18 protein-coding genes are annotated in these 15,238 nt (G+C 68.6%); 12 read left to right on the top strand and 6 right to left on the bottom strand.

All coding sequences use genetic code 11. The annotated features are described in order from the left end of the window. The first annotated feature begins 251 nt into the window (after positions 1 to 251). From LTV02_RS09605 to LTV02_RS09640, 8 genes are all read left to right on the top strand, one after another. Complete coding sequence (locus LTV02_RS09605; RefSeq protein ID WP_233039645.1) at positions 252 to 1,112, top strand: AfsR/SARP family transcriptional regulator; 861 nt, start codon at positions 252 to 254, stop codon at positions 1,110 to 1,112. A gap of 162 nt (positions 1,113 to 1,274) precedes the next feature. Beyond that, entirely contained in the window at positions 1,275 to 2,543 is a 1,269-nt protein-coding gene (locus LTV02_RS09610; RefSeq protein ID WP_269821619.1) for a beta-ketoacyl-[acyl-carrier-protein] synthase family protein, read from the top strand. Then, positions 2,540 to 3,754 carry a ketosynthase chain-length factor gene (locus LTV02_RS09615; RefSeq protein WP_233039646.1) on the top strand — a complete coding sequence of 405 codons (1,215 nt, stop codon included), beginning with the start codon at positions 2,540 to 2,542 and terminating at the stop codon, positions 3,752 to 3,754. Before LTV02_RS09610 ends, LTV02_RS09615 begins: the two co-directional genes overlap by 4 nt. 52 nt (positions 3,755 to 3,806) lie before the next feature. Further along, positions 3,807 to 4,064 (top strand): acyl carrier protein, encoded by a 258-nt coding sequence (locus tag LTV02_RS09620; RefSeq protein ID WP_233039647.1) that lies wholly within the window; start codon positions 3,807 to 3,809, stop codon positions 4,062 to 4,064. Positions 4,065 to 4,075: 11 nt separating this feature from the next. Beyond that, complete coding sequence (locus LTV02_RS09625) at positions 4,076 to 5,014, top strand: aromatase/cyclase (RefSeq protein ID WP_233039648.1); 939 nt, start codon at positions 4,076 to 4,078, stop codon at positions 5,012 to 5,014. Next, on the top strand, positions 5,011 to 5,943 hold the full coding sequence (locus tag LTV02_RS09630; protein ID WP_233039649.1) for an MBL fold metallo-hydrolase: 933 nt from the start codon (positions 5,011 to 5,013) through the stop codon (positions 5,941 to 5,943). The genes LTV02_RS09625 and LTV02_RS09630 overlap by 4 nt, the downstream gene beginning before the upstream one ends. Continuing rightward, a complete protein-coding gene (locus LTV02_RS09635; RefSeq protein WP_233039650.1) occupies positions 5,931 to 7,184 on the top strand; it encodes an FAD-dependent oxidoreductase in 1,254 nt (417 codons plus the stop codon). The genes LTV02_RS09630 and LTV02_RS09635 overlap by 13 nt, the downstream gene beginning before the upstream one ends. Continuing rightward, on the top strand, positions 7,184 to 7,945 hold the full coding sequence (locus tag LTV02_RS09640) for an alpha/beta fold hydrolase (protein ID WP_233039651.1): 762 nt from the start codon (positions 7,184 to 7,186) through the stop codon (positions 7,943 to 7,945). Before LTV02_RS09635 ends, LTV02_RS09640 begins: the two co-directional genes overlap by 1 nt. Here LTV02_RS09640 and LTV02_RS09645 read toward each other — a convergent pair. Next, positions 7,924 to 8,292: a winged helix-turn-helix transcriptional regulator gene (locus LTV02_RS09645; RefSeq protein WP_233039652.1), complete on the bottom strand. Its 369-nt coding sequence runs from the start codon at positions 8,290 to 8,292 to the stop codon at positions 7,924 to 7,926. The two genes, LTV02_RS09640 and LTV02_RS09645, sit on opposite strands and share 22 nt — an antisense overlap. A gap of 99 nt (positions 8,293 to 8,391) precedes the next feature. On the opposite strand from LTV02_RS09645, the gene LTV02_RS09650 reads away from it, so the two are divergent. Beyond that, entirely contained in the window at positions 8,392 to 8,883 is a 492-nt protein-coding gene (locus tag LTV02_RS09650) for a luciferase domain-containing protein (RefSeq protein WP_233039653.1), read from the top strand. Between the two features lie 48 nt (positions 8,884 to 8,931). Then, positions 8,932 to 9,315: a lipocalin-like domain-containing protein gene (locus LTV02_RS09655; protein ID WP_233039654.1), complete on the top strand. Its 384-nt coding sequence runs from the start codon at positions 8,932 to 8,934 to the stop codon at positions 9,313 to 9,315. Positions 9,316 to 9,429: 114 nt separating this feature from the next. On the opposite strand, the gene LTV02_RS09660 is transcribed toward LTV02_RS09655, so the two are convergent. Next, entirely contained in the window at positions 9,430 to 10,212 is a 783-nt protein-coding gene (locus LTV02_RS09660; RefSeq protein ID WP_233039655.1) for an SDR family NAD(P)-dependent oxidoreductase, read from the bottom strand. Between the two features lie 178 nt (positions 10,213 to 10,390). Here LTV02_RS09660 and LTV02_RS09665 point away from each other — a divergent pair, with 178 nt between their 5' ends. Together LTV02_RS09665 and LTV02_RS09670 are read left to right on the top strand one after the other, a co-directional pair. After that, positions 10,391 to 10,810 carry a nuclear transport factor 2 family protein gene (locus LTV02_RS09665; protein ID WP_233039656.1) on the top strand — a complete coding sequence of 140 codons (420 nt, stop codon included), beginning with the start codon at positions 10,391 to 10,393 and terminating at the stop codon, positions 10,808 to 10,810. Between the two features lie 32 nt (positions 10,811 to 10,842). Beyond that, positions 10,843 to 11,454, top strand: a complete 612-nt coding sequence (locus LTV02_RS09670) for a malonic semialdehyde reductase (RefSeq protein ID WP_067708377.1) — start codon at positions 10,843 to 10,845, stop codon at positions 11,452 to 11,454. Positions 11,455 to 11,549: 95 nt separating this feature from the next. On the opposite strand, the gene LTV02_RS09675 is transcribed toward LTV02_RS09670, so the two are convergent. Genes LTV02_RS09675 through LTV02_RS09690 form a run of 4 tightly spaced genes read right to left on the bottom strand, consistent with a single transcriptional unit; the run spans position 11,550 to position 15,124 of the window. Next, positions 11,550 to 12,512: an ACP S-malonyltransferase gene (locus LTV02_RS09675; protein ID WP_233039657.1), complete on the bottom strand. Its 963-nt coding sequence runs from the start codon at positions 12,510 to 12,512 to the stop codon at positions 11,550 to 11,552. Next, positions 12,509 to 13,381: an alpha/beta fold hydrolase gene (locus LTV02_RS09680; RefSeq protein ID WP_233039658.1), complete on the bottom strand. Its 873-nt coding sequence runs from the start codon at positions 13,379 to 13,381 to the stop codon at positions 12,509 to 12,511. Before LTV02_RS09680 ends, LTV02_RS09675 begins: the two co-directional genes overlap by 4 nt. Then, positions 13,378 to 13,569 (bottom strand): acyl-CoA carboxylase epsilon subunit, encoded by a 192-nt coding sequence (locus tag LTV02_RS09685; RefSeq protein WP_233039659.1) that lies wholly within the window; start codon positions 13,567 to 13,569, stop codon positions 13,378 to 13,380. The genes LTV02_RS09680 and LTV02_RS09685 overlap by 4 nt, the downstream gene beginning before the upstream one ends. 13 nt (positions 13,570 to 13,582) lie before the next feature. Further along, positions 13,583 to 15,124 (bottom strand): acyl-CoA carboxylase subunit beta, encoded by a 1,542-nt coding sequence (locus tag LTV02_RS09690; RefSeq protein WP_233039660.1) that lies wholly within the window; start codon positions 15,122 to 15,124, stop codon positions 13,583 to 13,585. Positions 15,125 to 15,238 lie beyond the last annotated feature (114 nt).

The following is a 15,238-nucleotide window of genomic DNA, read 5'->3' on the forward strand; positions in this document are numbered from 1 at the left end:
TCGCGCCCCGCGTGTACGCCGGCCGCGATGCACGTGCATTCCGAGTGGCGGGTGAATATTTGATCAGTCATTCTTTATCCAGGCGCCCGATAAACCGATAGCGGAGGCGTCTCATTCGCAGCTGCCTTTAACCATCAAATTACGGTTTGTTCACGAACCGGATACTTACCGAAGGCTACCCTGGACTTGCCTACAGTGTCGTGGGTGTTCATTTCTCGCGCTGATCGAGAAAAGACAATAGGGAGCGCCCCGTGACACAGCCAGTTTATGCCCGCGTACTGGGCCCGCTAACGCTTGCGCTGCAGAATCGGAATGCCACGCCAACCGCGCAGAAGCAGAGGCAATTACTGGCCTTGCTGCTGGTCCGGCATTCGTCCGTGGTGCCGGTATCCACGATGATCGAGGAATTGTGGAGCGAGAATCCGCCACGAAGTGCCGTCACCGTGGTGCAGACCTACGTGCTGGGTATCAGGAAACGCATGGCCGAGTTCCTGGACATCGAGCACGGCGAGGTCGCGGACCGGTATCTGCGCACGTGGAGCAAGGGATACCTGTTCGACGCACGCGACTGCGTGCTCGATGTGAAGGACTACCGGATCATGGCCGAGGCCGCCCGCTGCGCGGCCGGGGTCGGCAATGATCGCCGGGCTGTCGAGTTGTACACCGCGTCGGAGGCGCTGTGGACCGGCCCGCCGCTACTCGATGTCGAGGCCGGAAATCCACTGAATGCCGAATTGACCCATCTGCAGCAATTGCGGCTGGTGAATCAGGAAAGGCGAATAGAAGCCCAATTACGAATAGGTGACCACCGGGAAGTCTGTCCGGATCTGGCGCGATTGACCGCGGAACAACCATTGCACGAACGCATGCAGGCCTACTACATGTACGCGCTGTGCCGCGCCGGGCAGCGTTATCGCGCATTGCAGGTCTATCAGGATTTCGCGCAGGTCATGCAGCGCGAACTGGGCCTGGATCCGTGCTGGAAGTTGCGGCAATTACACCTCGATATTCTCAATGCCGCCGACGAATCGGTGGCCGAAGTATTGGAGTCCCGGCATGCGGGCTATCTGATCGGCTGGAACTCGACCTCGGAACTCGACCGACCCGCTTGACCGTAACTCTCCCAGCCGGGCCTCGAGGATCGCTCGAGCGCAGCGCTCGAGCGGTCTTGGAGCCGGGTGCCCGAAGCTCAGGAGCAGACATCGGAGCTTCGATCACCATTGTTCGGCGCGAAGGAGAGTTGCTATGTACGCCAACCGATTCGGGAGTATGCGGTGAGCCGGCGCGTGGTCGTCACCGGACTGGGCGTGCGGGCGCCCGGCGGATCCGGCAAGGACGGGTTCTGGAAGTTGTTGTCCGAGGGCCGCACCGCCACCCGGCGGATCAGTTTCTTCGACGCCTCACCCTATCGCTCGCAGGTCGCGGGTGAGGCCGATTTCGACGCGATCGCGGAAGGCTTGTCGCGCCGCGAGATTCGGCGCATGGACCGTGCCGCGCAGTTCGCGGTGGTGTGTGCCCGGGAAGCCGTCGCCGACAGCGGACTGTCCATGGACACGCTCAACCCGTTCCGGGTGGGCGTGAGCCTGGGCAGCGCGGTCGCCGCCGCGACCAGCCTCGAACAGGAATACCTGGTGCTGTCGGATTCCGGCCGCAGCTGGGTGCTCGACGAGAATCACCTCTCGCCCTACATGTTCGACTACATGGTGCCCAGCGTCATGCCGGCCGAGGTGGCCTGGAGCGTGGGCGCCGAAGGCCCGGTCGCGATGGTCTCCAACGGCTGCACCTCGGGCCTGGACTCGGTCGGGCACGCCGTGCAGCTGATCCGCGAGGGGTCGGCCGACGTCATGATCGCCGGCGCCTCCGACACCCCGATCACCCCGATCGTGGTGGCCTGCTTCGACGCCATTCGCGCCACCACCCCGCGCAACGACGACGCCGAGCACGCCTCGCGGCCGTTCGACAACTCCCGCAACGGTTTCGTGCTCGCCGAGGGCGCGGCGATGTTCGTGCTGGAGGAGTTCGAGAGCGCCCGTAAGCGCGGCGCGCGCATCTACGCCGAGATCACCGGGTACGCCACCCGCTGCAACGCCTACCATATGACCGGTCTCAAGGCCGACGGCCGCGAGATGGCCGAGGCGATCCGGGTAGCCCTGGACGAATCGCGCATCGACCCGACCGCGATCGGCTACATCAACGCCCACGGTTCCGGCACCCGGCAGAACGACCGGCACGAAACCGCCGCGGTCAAGCGCAGTCTCGGCGAGCACGCCTATCGCACGCCGATGAGCTCGATCAAATCCATGGTCGGCCATTCGCTGGGCGCCATCGGCTCGGTGGAGATCGCCGCCTGCCTGCTGGCCCTGGACTATCAGGTGGTGCCGCCGACGGCCAACCTGCACGAGCCCGACCCGGAATGCGATCTGGACTATGTGCCGCTGTACGCCCGCGATCACCGGATGGACAGCGTGCTGACCGTCGGCAGCGGGTTCGGCGGTTTCCAGAGCGCCATGGTGCTGCGCCGGACGGAAGAGGTCGCGGCATGACCGTCGTGACCGGAGTCGGCGTGATCGCGCCGAACGGCCTTGGCACCGAACAGTTCTGGGAGGCGGTGCTGGCCGGGCGCGGCGGCATCGGCCCGCTCACCCGCTTCGACACCGCCGGCTCGGGCGCCAAACTGGCCGGGCAGCTCGCCGATTTCGACGCCGCACAGCACCTGCCGAGCCGGCTGCTGCCCCAGACCGACATCTCCACCCGGCTGGCGCTGGTGGCGGCGCAATGGGCCATCGACGACGCCAAGGCCGACACCGGCGAGCTGACCGACTACGACATGGGCGTCGTGACCGGAAACGCTTCGGGCGGTTTCGAATTCACCCACCGCGAGTTCAACAAGCTGTGGTCGATGGGCCCCGAGCACGTCAGCGTCTACGAATCCTTCGCCTGGTTCTATGCGGTCAATACCGGCCAGATCTCCATCCGGCACGGTATGCGCGGACCCAGTAGTGCCATGGTCGCCGAACAGGCCGGCGGTCTGGACGCGGTGGGCCACGCCCGCCGCACCGTGCGGCGCGGCACGCCGCTGGTGGTGACCGGCGGCGTGGATTCCGCACTCGACCCGTGGGGCTGGGCCTCCCATGTCGCGAGCGGAACCCTCAGCACCGCAACCGATCCGGCGCGCGCGTACCTGCCCTTCGATGTCGAAGCCGCCGGTAACGTGCCCGGGGAGGGCGGGGCCATGCTCATCGTCGAGGACCCGGCCACGGCCCGCGCCCGCGGCGTTCCGCACGTCTACGGCGAGATCGCCGGGTACGCCCAGACCTTCGACCCCCATCCCGATTCCGGGCGGCCGCCGGGCCTGCGGCGCGCCATCGAACTGGCCCTGGCCGATGCGGAGGTCACGCCCGCCGACGTCGATGTGGTGTTCGCCGACGCCGCGGGCGTACCCGAGCAGGATCGCGCCGAGGCCGCCGCCCTGGAAGCGGTCTTCGGCCCCGCCGGAGTACCGGTCACCGCGACGAAACCCCTGACCGGACGGCTGTTCTCGGGCGCCGGGCCGCTCGACATCGTCACCGCCGTGCTCGCCATGCGCGACGGGGTGATCCCGCCGACCGCCGCCACCGTCACCCCCGATCCGGCCTACCGGATCGACCTGGTTCGCGGCGATGCCCGCCCGGCCACTATCGACACCGCCCTGGTGCTGGCCCGCGGCCGCTGGGGTTTCAATTCCGCGGTCGTGGTGCGCAGCGCCGACCGCTGAACTGCCATCCGACCGACAGCATGCCCGACCAACAGCAACTCGAGGAGCAGAGATGACCATGACGATCGACGAACTGCGGCGGATTCTCGTGGAGTGCGCCGGCGGTGACGAGACCGCGCCCGAACTGGCCGGCGATATCGCCGAGGTGGAATTCGAGGACCTGGGCTACGACTCGCTGGCGCTGATCGAGACCGCCTCGCGCATCCAACGCGATTTCGGAGTCACGATCCCCGAGGACCGGCTGGTCGAGGTGAAGACCCCGGCCGAGCTGATCGGCATCGTGAACAGCCAGCTGGCGGGTGCGCTGTGAGCATCATCCGGATGAGCCATCACCGGGTGGTGGAAGCGGCGTTCCCGGACGTGTACCGCCTGGTCGCCGACGTGACCTGGTGGCCGGTCATTTTCGAGCCCAGCGTGCTGGTGCGGCACCTCGAGCGCACCGCCGGCATGGAGCGATTCCGGTTGTGGGCCATGGTCAACGGCGAGGTGAAGAACTGGACCTCGCGCCGGGAGTTCCTGCCGCAGCAGCGGACCATCACCTTCGAGCAGGAGCGCAGCGCGGCGCCGATCGCCTCCATGGGCGGGCGGTGGACCTTCGAGGAGGTCGGGGCCCGCAGCACGAAAATCACCCTGGACCATCACTTCTCGGTGATTCCCGGTGGTGACGCGGAAGCGATCGCGGCCGCCGTGGACCGCAACAGCGTCACCGAACTGGCGACGCTGGCGCGCATCGCGGAGCTGGGCTACCCGGTGCCGCAGGTGGTGTGCGCGTTCGAGGAGAAGATCCCCCTGGACGTCCCGCTCGCGGAGCTGTACGACTTCGTCTACCGCAGTGACCGCTGGCCCGAGCACGTTCCGCACGTCGGGCGGGTGGAACTGACCGAGGACGAGCCGGGCGTGCAGCTGATGGAGATGGACACCGTCACCGCCGGCGTCGTACCGCACACCACCCGCTCGATCCGCATCTGCGTGCCGGGCGAACGCATCGACTACAAGCAGCTGCTGCCGCCCGCCATGCTGTTCGGCCACAGCGGCAGCTGGGAATTCACCGGCGGCGGCGACGGCGTGGTGGCCACCGCCCGGCACCTGGTCGCCATCAACCCGCAGGTGGCGCGCGAAACCCTCGGCGCGGGCACCGATCTCGCCGATGCCCGGGCCTATCTCGCCGAGGCGCTGGGCACCAACAGCCGCAATACCCTGCTGTGCGCGGTCCGCGAGATCGAGGGCCGCCGCGCCGAGTCCACGAAATCGGCGCTATGACACCCACCGGAACCCGGGCCGAGGCCCGCGCGGTCGTCACCGAGATCGCCGAGAACGTCTTCGCCTACACCCACGATCGCGGCGGCTGGTGCGTGAGCAATGCCGGCGTGATCGCGGGGCCGGACGGGGCGCTGGTGATCGACACGCTCGCCACCGAAGGCCGTACCCGTGCGCTGGCCGAGTTCGTGGGCGAGCGCGCGGGCGGGCCGGGCCGCACCATCGTCAACACCCATCACCACGGTGATCACAACTTCGGCAATCACCGGTTCGGCCCGGCGGCGGTCGTGGTCGCCCACGAGCGGATCCGGCAGGAGATGATCGACACCGGACTGGCCCTGACCCAGCTGTGGCCACAGGTCGACTGGGGCGATGTCCGAGTCACCCTGCCCGCCATCACCTTTGCCGACCGGCTGACCGTGTGGCTGGGGGAGCGGCGGGTCGAGGTGATCCATCTCGGCCCCGCCGCGCACACCACCAACGACGTGGTCGCCTGGCTGCCCGAGGAGAAGGTGCTCTTCGCCGGTGACCTCGTCATGTCCGGCGCCGCGCCGTTCTGCCTCTTCGGTTCGGTGCGCGGCACCCTCGACGCCATCGGCAAGCTCACCGCCCTCGGCGCGGAAACGGTGGTCGCCGGCCACGGCCCGGTGGCGGGACCGGAGATCCTCACCCAGACCACCCGCTACCTGCGCTGGATCGAAGCCCTTGCGGCGGAATACAAACCGCTGGGCCTGACCCCGCTGCATGTCGCCTCGGAAGTGGAACTGGGCGAATTCGCCGAACTCATCGACGCCGAACGGATCGTGGGCAATCTGCACCGCGCCTACGCCGAACTCGACACCCCCGAGATCGGTATCCCCCTCGACGTGCTGGGCATCTTCGACGAAATGGTCACCTACAACGGCGGGCAGGTGCCGGAATGCTGGGCGTGACAACCGAATCCGCCGACGTCTGCATCGCGGGCGGCGGCCCGGCCGGATTGATGGCCGGGCTGCTGCTCGCCCGCGCCGGCGCACAGGTCCTGGTCCTGGAGAAACACCCGGACTTCCTGCGCGACTTCCGCGGCGACACCGTGCACCCGTCCACGCTGACGGCACTGGACGAACTCGGCCTGGCCGAGGAGTTCCTGAAACTGCCGCACGTCGAAGTGCCGCAGCTGCCGATGGCCACCGCAATGGGCCCGGTGACCTTCGCCGACTTCCGGCGGCTGCCGGGCCGCTTCCCGTTCGTGGCGTTCATGCCGCAATGGGATGTGCTCAACTTCTTCGCCGAAGCCGCCGCCCGCTACCCCAATTTCCGGCTCGTGCAGCAGGCGGAGGTGACCGAGCTGATCGAGATCGGTGGCGCGATCACCGGCCTGCGCGCCCGCACCTCCGACGCCCGGCTGGAGGTGACCAGCAAGCTCGTCATCGCCGCCGACGGCCGCAATTCCCTGGTGCGGCAACAGGAGCTGCTCGAGGTCGCCGCCAGCACAGCGCCCATGGACGTGCTCTGGTTCCGGGTGAGCAAACCCGACGGCGACCGCCTGCCCGCGGTGCGCAGCGGCCGGGACTTCTTCATCGTCTGCCTCGATCGCGGCGACTACCTCCAGGTCGCCTACATGATCCCCAAGGGCGGTTTCGATGCCGTCCGCGCACAAGGGCTCGAAGCGTTCCGGGCCGCGATCGCCGCCATCTACCCGGCATTGACCACCGCCCTGGCCGCCGAACTCGTCGACTGGGATGCCGTCAAACCCCTCGACGTCCGCGTCGACCGGCTGCGCAGCTGGCACCGCCCGGGCCTGCTGGCCATCGGCGATGCCGCGCACGCGATGTCGCCCGCGGGCGGGGTCGGCATCAACCTCGCCATCCAGGACGCCATCGCCGCCGCCCGCCTGCTCGCCCCGATCCTGGGCACCGGCCGCACCCCCACCCCGGCCGAGCTGCACGCCGTCCAGCAGCGCCGCGAATTCCCCATGCGCGTAGTGCAATTCGCGCAACTGCGGCTGCTCAGCGATCTCTACCCCAGCGCCGATCGCCCCGGCACCGACAAACCCCTGCTGGCGCGCCTGCTGCGCCGATTCCCCGGCCTGTCCCACGTGATCGCCCGCGTGATCGGCCTGGGCATCCGCCCCGAATCCGTGCCCCCGAATCCGCGCGTGCCCCGCGTCGAAGCGATGAAACAGGAGAAGTGATGGCCACCTATCTGCTCGTTCCCGGTGCGTTCCACGGCGGCTGGGCCTGGCAGCGGGTGACCCCGCTGCTGACCGCGGCGGGCCACCACGTATTCACCCCCTCGCTGGTCGGCCTCGGCGAACGCGCCGACCTGCTCGGCCCGGACGTCGGCCTGGGCACCCACGTCCAGGACCTGATCGACCTGGTGATCACCGAGGACCTGCGTGAACTCGTCCTGGTCGGGCACAGCTACGCCGCCATCGTGGTCACCGCGCTCGCCGACGCGCTGCCCGGCCGCGTCGCCGAACTCGTCTACATCGACACCTTCGTCCCGCGCGACGGCGAGGCGGTCGCGGATGTCATGGCGCCCATGGTCGATGCCTTCACCGCCCTCGCCGCCGCGCACGGCGACGGGTGGCGGGTGCCCGCGCAGACCGAGCCCATGGGCGACGGCGGCCTCTACGGCGTCACCGACGAACCGGATCTGAGCTGGCTGGCCGCCAACCTCACCGCGCAATCGCTGAAAACCTTCACCGAACCCATGGTGCTGCGCAATCCCGAAGCGCTGCAACAGATTCCGGTGACCCACATCCACTGCACCGGCGGCGGCGCCGACTTCCAGGCCATGCGCGCCGCCATGCCGCGCACCCTGCCGCCGGCCGACCTGCCCGCCGATCGGCTGAAACTGCTTCCCACCGGCCATGATTGCATGATCACCATGCCGCGCGAGCTGGCCGGCTTCTTGCTCGAAGCCGCCCGTCAGTCGTCGCCCGCGTCATAGCTGGCGCGCGCCGCCAGCACCGCCGCGAGGTGCTGTTCGGACCACTGCGCGAGGCTGTTGAACACCGGCGACAATGTCTCGGCCAGCGCGGTGGCCTCGTACTCCACCCGCGGCGGCATCTCCGCGTAATAGGTCCGCACCAGCAGACCGTCGCGTTCGAGCTGACGCAGCCGCTGCGTCAGCACCTTCGGGGTGAGCCCCGGAATACTCTGCAGCACTTCGTTGAACCGCATCCGCCCGTGATGGGTGAGCACCCACAGCACCTGCGTGGACCAGCGCCCGAAGAACAGATCCACCACCGGCGTGATCGGGCACGGATCCACGGTGGCCGATGTGACGTCCGTCATAGCAACTCCCGCATGCTTTCCATTTGGTAACTACTATATTTTGGAAACTACTGTGTGACCAGGCGGTTCGACAAGTGCGAAACCGAAAGGAGCACAGCGATGACCGTGGCAGCGACAGATCGGCTCGGCCTCCCGCGACGGAGCGGGGACCGGCCGCGCACCAGGCCGCACAATCCGCATCAACAGCTCTCCGATATCGCGCCCCCGGACGTGCAGGAAGCCCTGTGGGACCGGATGATCACCCTGCCCGGGGTGCGTATCGGCGCGAGTCAGGTGTCCCTGCCGGACACCCGCGCGCTGTATCTCGAACCCGAGCTGGCCGCCGGTCCCGCCGACGCTTTCGTGGCGGGCACCGAATTCGCTCATCTGCACGGACATCGGGACGGCAGCCTGCATCTGTGCCTGCCCACCGACCTCGCGGCCGAGGCCATCGAAAAGGGCTGGGCCGAACAGCATCCCATGGCGCGCCTGGGCTACCTGCAGCCGACGCTGCTGCTGGTGTACGGCCCTCGCGACGCCGAGGAGCTGGCCGTGGTGTGGCGGATCCTCCGGGCCGCCTACGACAACGCGCGCGGCGGCGCACCGCGGTGACCACGCCGCCTCGAGCGTGACTGTAGGGCGCACACCCATCGTGGAGTCATGACCGACCTCATCGGAACCTGGGAACTGCGCTCCTACCACGACCTCGACGACAGCGATACCAAAAGCACCGGGCCGCTCGGTGATTCGCCGAGCGGCCTGCTGATCTACGAATCCGGCGGTCACATGTCGGTGAGCATGATGCGCACCGACACCGCCCGCGCCGCCGCGCCGTTCATGGGCTACGCCGGCACCTGGCGGGTGCGCGGCGAGGAGGTCGTGCACGCCATCAGCGTGTGCTCGAACCCGGCCTGGGCGGGCACCGAACAGGTCCGCCGGCTGACCCTGGACGGCGACGATCTCACCCTGATCGGCGCCGCCCAGGTCGACGGCCGCACCCAGCGCCGGATCCTGGCCTGGCGCCGCGTCATTCGCCCGTCCTGACCGATTCGCGCCGCCCCGTGCCGGTGCGAGAAACAGGGGAACACCACAGTGCACCGGTTCACCGTCCTCGACGAGGCCACCGGTGTCCGCGCCGAGCGCGGACACCGCCTCGGCTCAGTAATTACCCAGTCCGCCACAGACATTGAGCGCCTGCGCGGTGACGGCGGCGGCGCGCGGGTCGATCAGGTAGTCGACCATGGCCGCCACCTCCGTGGGCTCGACATAGCGGCCGATCGGCACGCGGGCGCTCACCCGGGCGTGCACCTCGTCGGTGTCGACGCCCCAGATGCCCGAGTACACCTCCCGAACCCGTTCGGCCATCGGCGTTTCCACGAACCCCGGGCACACGGCATTGACCGTGATCCCGGTCTTGGCGAGCTCCAAGCCGAGCGCCTTGGTGAATCCCACGACGCCGTGCTTGGACGCCGAGTACGGCGCCCCGTGCACCACGCCCTGTTTGCCGCCCGTGGAGGCGATGTTGACGATCCGGCCGCTGCCGCGCTCGAGCATGCCCCCGGCGGTGAGCGCGGCCTTGCAGGCGAAGAACACGCTGTGCAGGTTGGTGTTGATCACATCCAGCCACAGCTCGTCCTCGACCTGCGCGGTCTCGCCGCCGCCGCTGCGGCCGGCATTGTTGACCAGGATGTCCACCGGGCCGAAGGTCTGCACGGCGGCATCGACGTACTCACGGATCTGGCCGGCGTCGCGGACATCGCAGGCCACGCCGTCCACCGTGTGGCCCTCGTCCTGCAGGCGCTTGGCGGTATCGAGCACGCGCTGCTGGTCACGCGCGCAGATGAACACCGAGATGCCCTGGGCAGCAAAGCTTTCGGTGATCGCGAGGCCCATTCCACTGGTCGCGCCGGTGACCAGCGCGACACGCTGAGGTGCGGTCATTTCTCCTCCATCGGTGGGGTGTGCGGTTCGGCGGGGCTGTCCCGCTCTCAGCGTCGTCGCCCGGCCTATAGATCCGGTCAAACCGGCTCGACCCAGGCTCGAGGACCGTCGGACACGGTGGAGCACAGTCGCGGCCCGCCGAATCCGAGGCAGGCGCAACAGCATTCGAGGAGCCAGCATGACCACCGTCGCCAGCCGTGCGGAGCTGTACGCCGAGGTTCAGCAGTTCTACGCCGACCAGATGCAGCGGCTCGACAACCGGGACATCCCCGGTTACGCGCAGACCTTCACCGAGGACGCCGAATTCGAGCACACCCCCGGGCGGCCGCCGGCGCTGACCCGGGCCGGGATCATCGCCGACCTCGTCGCGTTCCACCAGCGCTTCGAAGCCGATCCCATGCAGCGGCGGCACTGGTTCGGCATGACCGATCTGCGGCCCCAGGAGGACGGCAGCATCGTGGCCACCTCCTACTGCCTGGTCGTCAAGATCCGCCCCGGTAGCGCGCCCGAGATCAACCCCAGCTGCGTCGTGCACGACGTGCTGGTGCGCGTCGACGGCGCCATCCAGACCCGTTCGCGCCGCGTATCGCACGACTGACCCGAAACCCCGCCTCTACCAAGGAGAAACCAGTGAGCACCGCACAATCGGACACCCGGCTCGCGCTCGCCGCGGCCGCGCAGGATCTGCTGTTCCGGGAAGCCCGCACCGCCAATACGTTCACCGACGAACCGGTCAGCGACGAACAGGTCCGGGAGATCTACGAACTGGTCAAGTTCGCGCCCACCTCGATGAATCAGCAGCCGCTGCGCATCGTGCTGGTGCGCACCCCCGAGGCGCGCGCCCGCCTGGTCACGCACATGCTGGACGCCAACAAGCCGAAGACCGCGAACGCCCCGCTGAGTGCGATCCTGGCGGCCGATCTGAACTTCCACGACCATCTGCCCAAGGTGTTCCCGCACGCGCCCGATGCGAAGGACTACTTCGCCGATCCGGAAGTGCGGGCGCATTCGGCGCGATTCAACGCGCTCATCCAGGTCGGGTACTTCATCCTCGGCATCCGGGCGGCCGGGCTGGCGGCCGGGCCGATGAACGGATTCGACGCCGCCGGCGTCGACAGCGAGTTCTTCCCCGCGGGTGACGCGGCCTCGCTGGTCGTGGTCAATATCGGCAAGCCCGGCCCGGACGCCTGGTATCCCCGGTCTCCCCGCCTCGCCTACGACGAGGTCGTCACCGTGGCGTGACGCCGCGGCCCGCAGGCGACGGGGTCGATGTCGTGTCGGTGCCCGCAGACTCACCGACACGACTCGAAAAGGGTTCCGGCACAGCGGGACCGGGTTCAGCTCGCCGCGGACAGCGCGCCGAGGACGGCGGTCAGGCTCTCCGGGGTGCGGATCGGATGACGATCGAGCCGGGGGAGTTCGCGTTTGGCGATGCCGGTGAGGACGCCGGCCGGGGGGAGTTCGACGATCGCCGTGATGGCGCTGCGGCGGATCGTTTCCGTGCACAGGTCCCAGCGGACCGGGCGCGTGACCTGCGCGGCGATCTTGGCGAGGGCGTCCGCCCCGGAAGTCACGGGCAGGCCGTCCACATTGGACAGCAGGGGGCGAAGAGGTTCGCGGGGAGCGAGTTTCGCGATCGCGCGCGCGACCGTGTCCTGTGCGGCGGCCATGAAATCGGTGTGGAACGCACCGGCCACCGCCAGCGTGACGACCTTGGCCGCGGCCGGGCGATCGGCGGTCAGTTCGGCCAGCGCCGGGCGCGGCCCGGCCACCACGATGTGACCGGTGGCATTGAAATTGGCCGGAACCAGGCCGAGTTTCGCGATGTGGGCGAGGACTTCCGCGCGGTCCCCACCCAGTACCGCCGCCATGCCGGTCGGCTCCGTCGCGCACGCCGCGGCCATGGCGTTGCCGCGTGTGGCGGCCAGGGCGATCGCCTCGTCCGGGGTGATCACGCCCGCCGCGGCCGCCGCCGCGAGCTCACCGACCGAATGCCCGGCCACCATCGTGTCCGCGCCGAGCGCGCCCAGCGCGTTCAACTCCTCCACGGCGAGCAGTCCGGCCGCGACGATCAGCGGCTGCGCGGTCGCGGTATCGACCAATTCGCCCGCTTCGGCAGTGGTTCCGAGTCGGGCCAGATCCAAACCGCTGATCTCCGACCACCGGGCGATGCGCTCCGCCGCGCCCGGCAGCGCCAGCCACGACATCAGCATCCCCGGCTTCTGCGCGCCCTGCCCCGGTGCGAGCAGCGCGAATCGCGGTCCGGGACTGGTCGTCACGGCCGCGGCCGATCGAGTCATCGCTGTCTCCTCCTGACGAGGCATTCCTCGGCGAACGCCAGCGACCGCAGGTGGAAGGTGCGCGCGGTGTAGCCGAGGCTGGTGTTGTGCCCGGCGTCCGGCTGCCGATCGACCACCACCCGGGGCGAATGGCGCAACCGCGAACGCAGTTCGTCGAGGGTGCGGTCGTCCTGATGCCACCAGCGTTCGTGCTCGGCGAAGGTGAACCGCACCGGCACCCGAATGCCTTGGGCGACAGCGGGAAAGGCCGATTCCCAATTCACGATGTCGAACTGCTCGGCCGCCGGGATCGGCGCTGTGATGGCGCGCGCTGCCCGGAACGACGCCGGCGGATAGCAGTCCAGCGGCAGCCAGCTGCGCGTCCAGCCGGGGCCGACGTTCTCGAGCCCCGCCGTGGACTGGACATAGCGGTGCCCGCAGCCGGAGACATCGATCCCCAGCAGATCCGATACGCGCTGCGACGCGGCGGTCACGAGTGCCAGCTTGCCGCCGAACGAGTGCGCGTGCAGGAAAATCCCGGCACCGGTGTCGAATCGGGACTCCAGGTCGCGCAGGGCGTGCGCGAGCGTGCGGGCCTGCTCGGCGACGGGCTGTCCCTCGGGCAGGGTGCGCGCGGACGCGCCGTAACCCGGCCGGTCGACGGCGACGACGGTGAAGCCGAGCGCGGCGCCCAGCTCGAGCAGCGACATCCCGGGCAGGGCGCGGCCGTGAAAGTACCCGGCGCGCATGCCGATTCCGTGTATGGCGACGATGGTGGCGCGCGGCGGCTGCTCCGGCACCGCGAGGAGGGCCGAGAGCCGCGCCGTCCCGCCGTCGAGCTCGATGCCCCGCACCTGCCCCGCATCGATGAGCGGGGCGACGGCGGTCATGCGGCGGCCCAGCTGTGCGACGGGACGTACGCGCCGGTGCGGCGCGGGCCGATCCAGCGCACCGGAGCCGGTGCGGGCGGTGCGATTTCGATGTCCGGCTCGGCCAGGCACAGCAGTGCGGCGAGTACCGCGGCTATCTCGATGTCGTCGGGATTGCCGCGTTCGATGCGGATCAAGGGGGTGTTCATGGGGTCCTCGCTGTCATTGTGGTTGATTGCCGTGCTTGCGAATCGGCAGATCGGCGTGTTTGGTCCGGAGCATGGCGAGACTGCGGATCAGCACCGACCGGGTTTCGGCGGGATCGATCACGTCATCGACCAGACCCCGTTCGGCGGCGTAGTAGGGGTGCATCAGCTCGGAGCGATATTCCGCGATCCGGTTCTGCCGCACCGCTTCCGGATCGCTCGCGGCATTGATCTCGCGCCGGAATATGACGTTCGCGGCGGCTTCGGCGCCCATGACCGCGATCTCGTTACTCGGCCAGGCCAGCGCCAGATCCGCGCCGATCGACCGGGAATCCATGACGATGTACGCGCCGCCGTAGGACTTGCGCAGTACCACCGACACTCGCGGCACCGTGGCATTGCAGTAGGCATACAGGAGTTTCGCGCCGTGCCGGATGATGCCGCCGTGCTCCTGTGCGACGCCCGGCAGGAAGCCCGGCACATCGATCAAGGTGACCAGTGGAATATTGAACGCGTCGCACACCTGCACGAACCGCGCCGCTTTCTCCGACGCCGCGATATCCAGGACGCCCGCCAGCACGTTCGGCTGATTCGCGACCACCCCGACGACATGCCCGCCCAGTCGCGCGAAGGCGCACACCACATTGGCGGCCCACTGCTCGTGCACCTCGAAAATCTCGTGGTCGTCGACGATTTCCTCGATCACGGCGCGCACATCGTAGGGGCGGTTCCCGTCGACGGGCACCAGATCGTAGAGTCCCTCGCCGCGCCGATCCAACGGGTCGAGGCACGGCACCGCGGGCGGATGCTGCCGGTTATTGGCCGGCAGCAACGACAGCAGATGCCGCACATCCTGTAAACACCCGTGCTCATCGTCGTACGTGAAATGGGTGACCCCGGTCCGCGAATGCACGTCGGCGCCACCGAGCTCGTTCATCGTCACCTGCTCGCCGGTCACCGCGGCCACCACATCGGGCCCGGTAATGAATATCTGCGCGGTTTCCCGCACCATGAACACGAAATCCGTCAGCGCCGGGCTATAGGCGGCCCCACCCGCACAAGGCCCGAGAATCACGCTGATCTGCGGAATCACCCCCGACGCCTTGGTATTCCGCTCGAATATCCCCCCGAATCCCGCCAGCGCGGTAACCCCCTCCTGAATCCGCGCCCCCGCTCCGTCGTACAACCCCACGATCGGCGCGCCCGCCGACAGCGCCAAATCCATCACCTTGTGAATCTTCTCCGCGTGAGCTTCCCCCAAGGCCCCGCCCATCACCCGGAAGTCCTGCGCGAACACGAAAACCGTCCGCCCCTCCACCGTTCCCCACCCGGTGACCACCCCGTCACTGAAATGCCTGCGCCCCTCCAGCCCGAACCCCGTGGCCCGATGCCGCCGCAGCGCCTCGACCTCCTGAAACGACCCCGGATCGAGCAATTCCCCGATCCGCTCGTAAGCCGTCAGCTTCCCCTTCTCGTACTGCCTCCGCGTAGCGGCCGCATCGGGCCCGTCCGACACCGATCGCTTGAGCTTCCCGAGCTCCTCGACACGTTCCCGCATGGCAGTCCTCACGGCGCTAGTACCCGTCCGAAACCGGTTCCCGAACAACCGATTCCGCTCTCCACTACGCCCGAGTCTGACTCACGGGTCCTCGAGTACCGCTCAAACGCCCCG

Origin of the sequence: Nocardia yamanashiensis, assembly GCF_021183565.1 — a bacterium.
Lineage (GTDB): Bacteria > Actinomycetota > Actinomycetes > Mycobacteriales > Mycobacteriaceae > Nocardia > Nocardia yamanashiensis.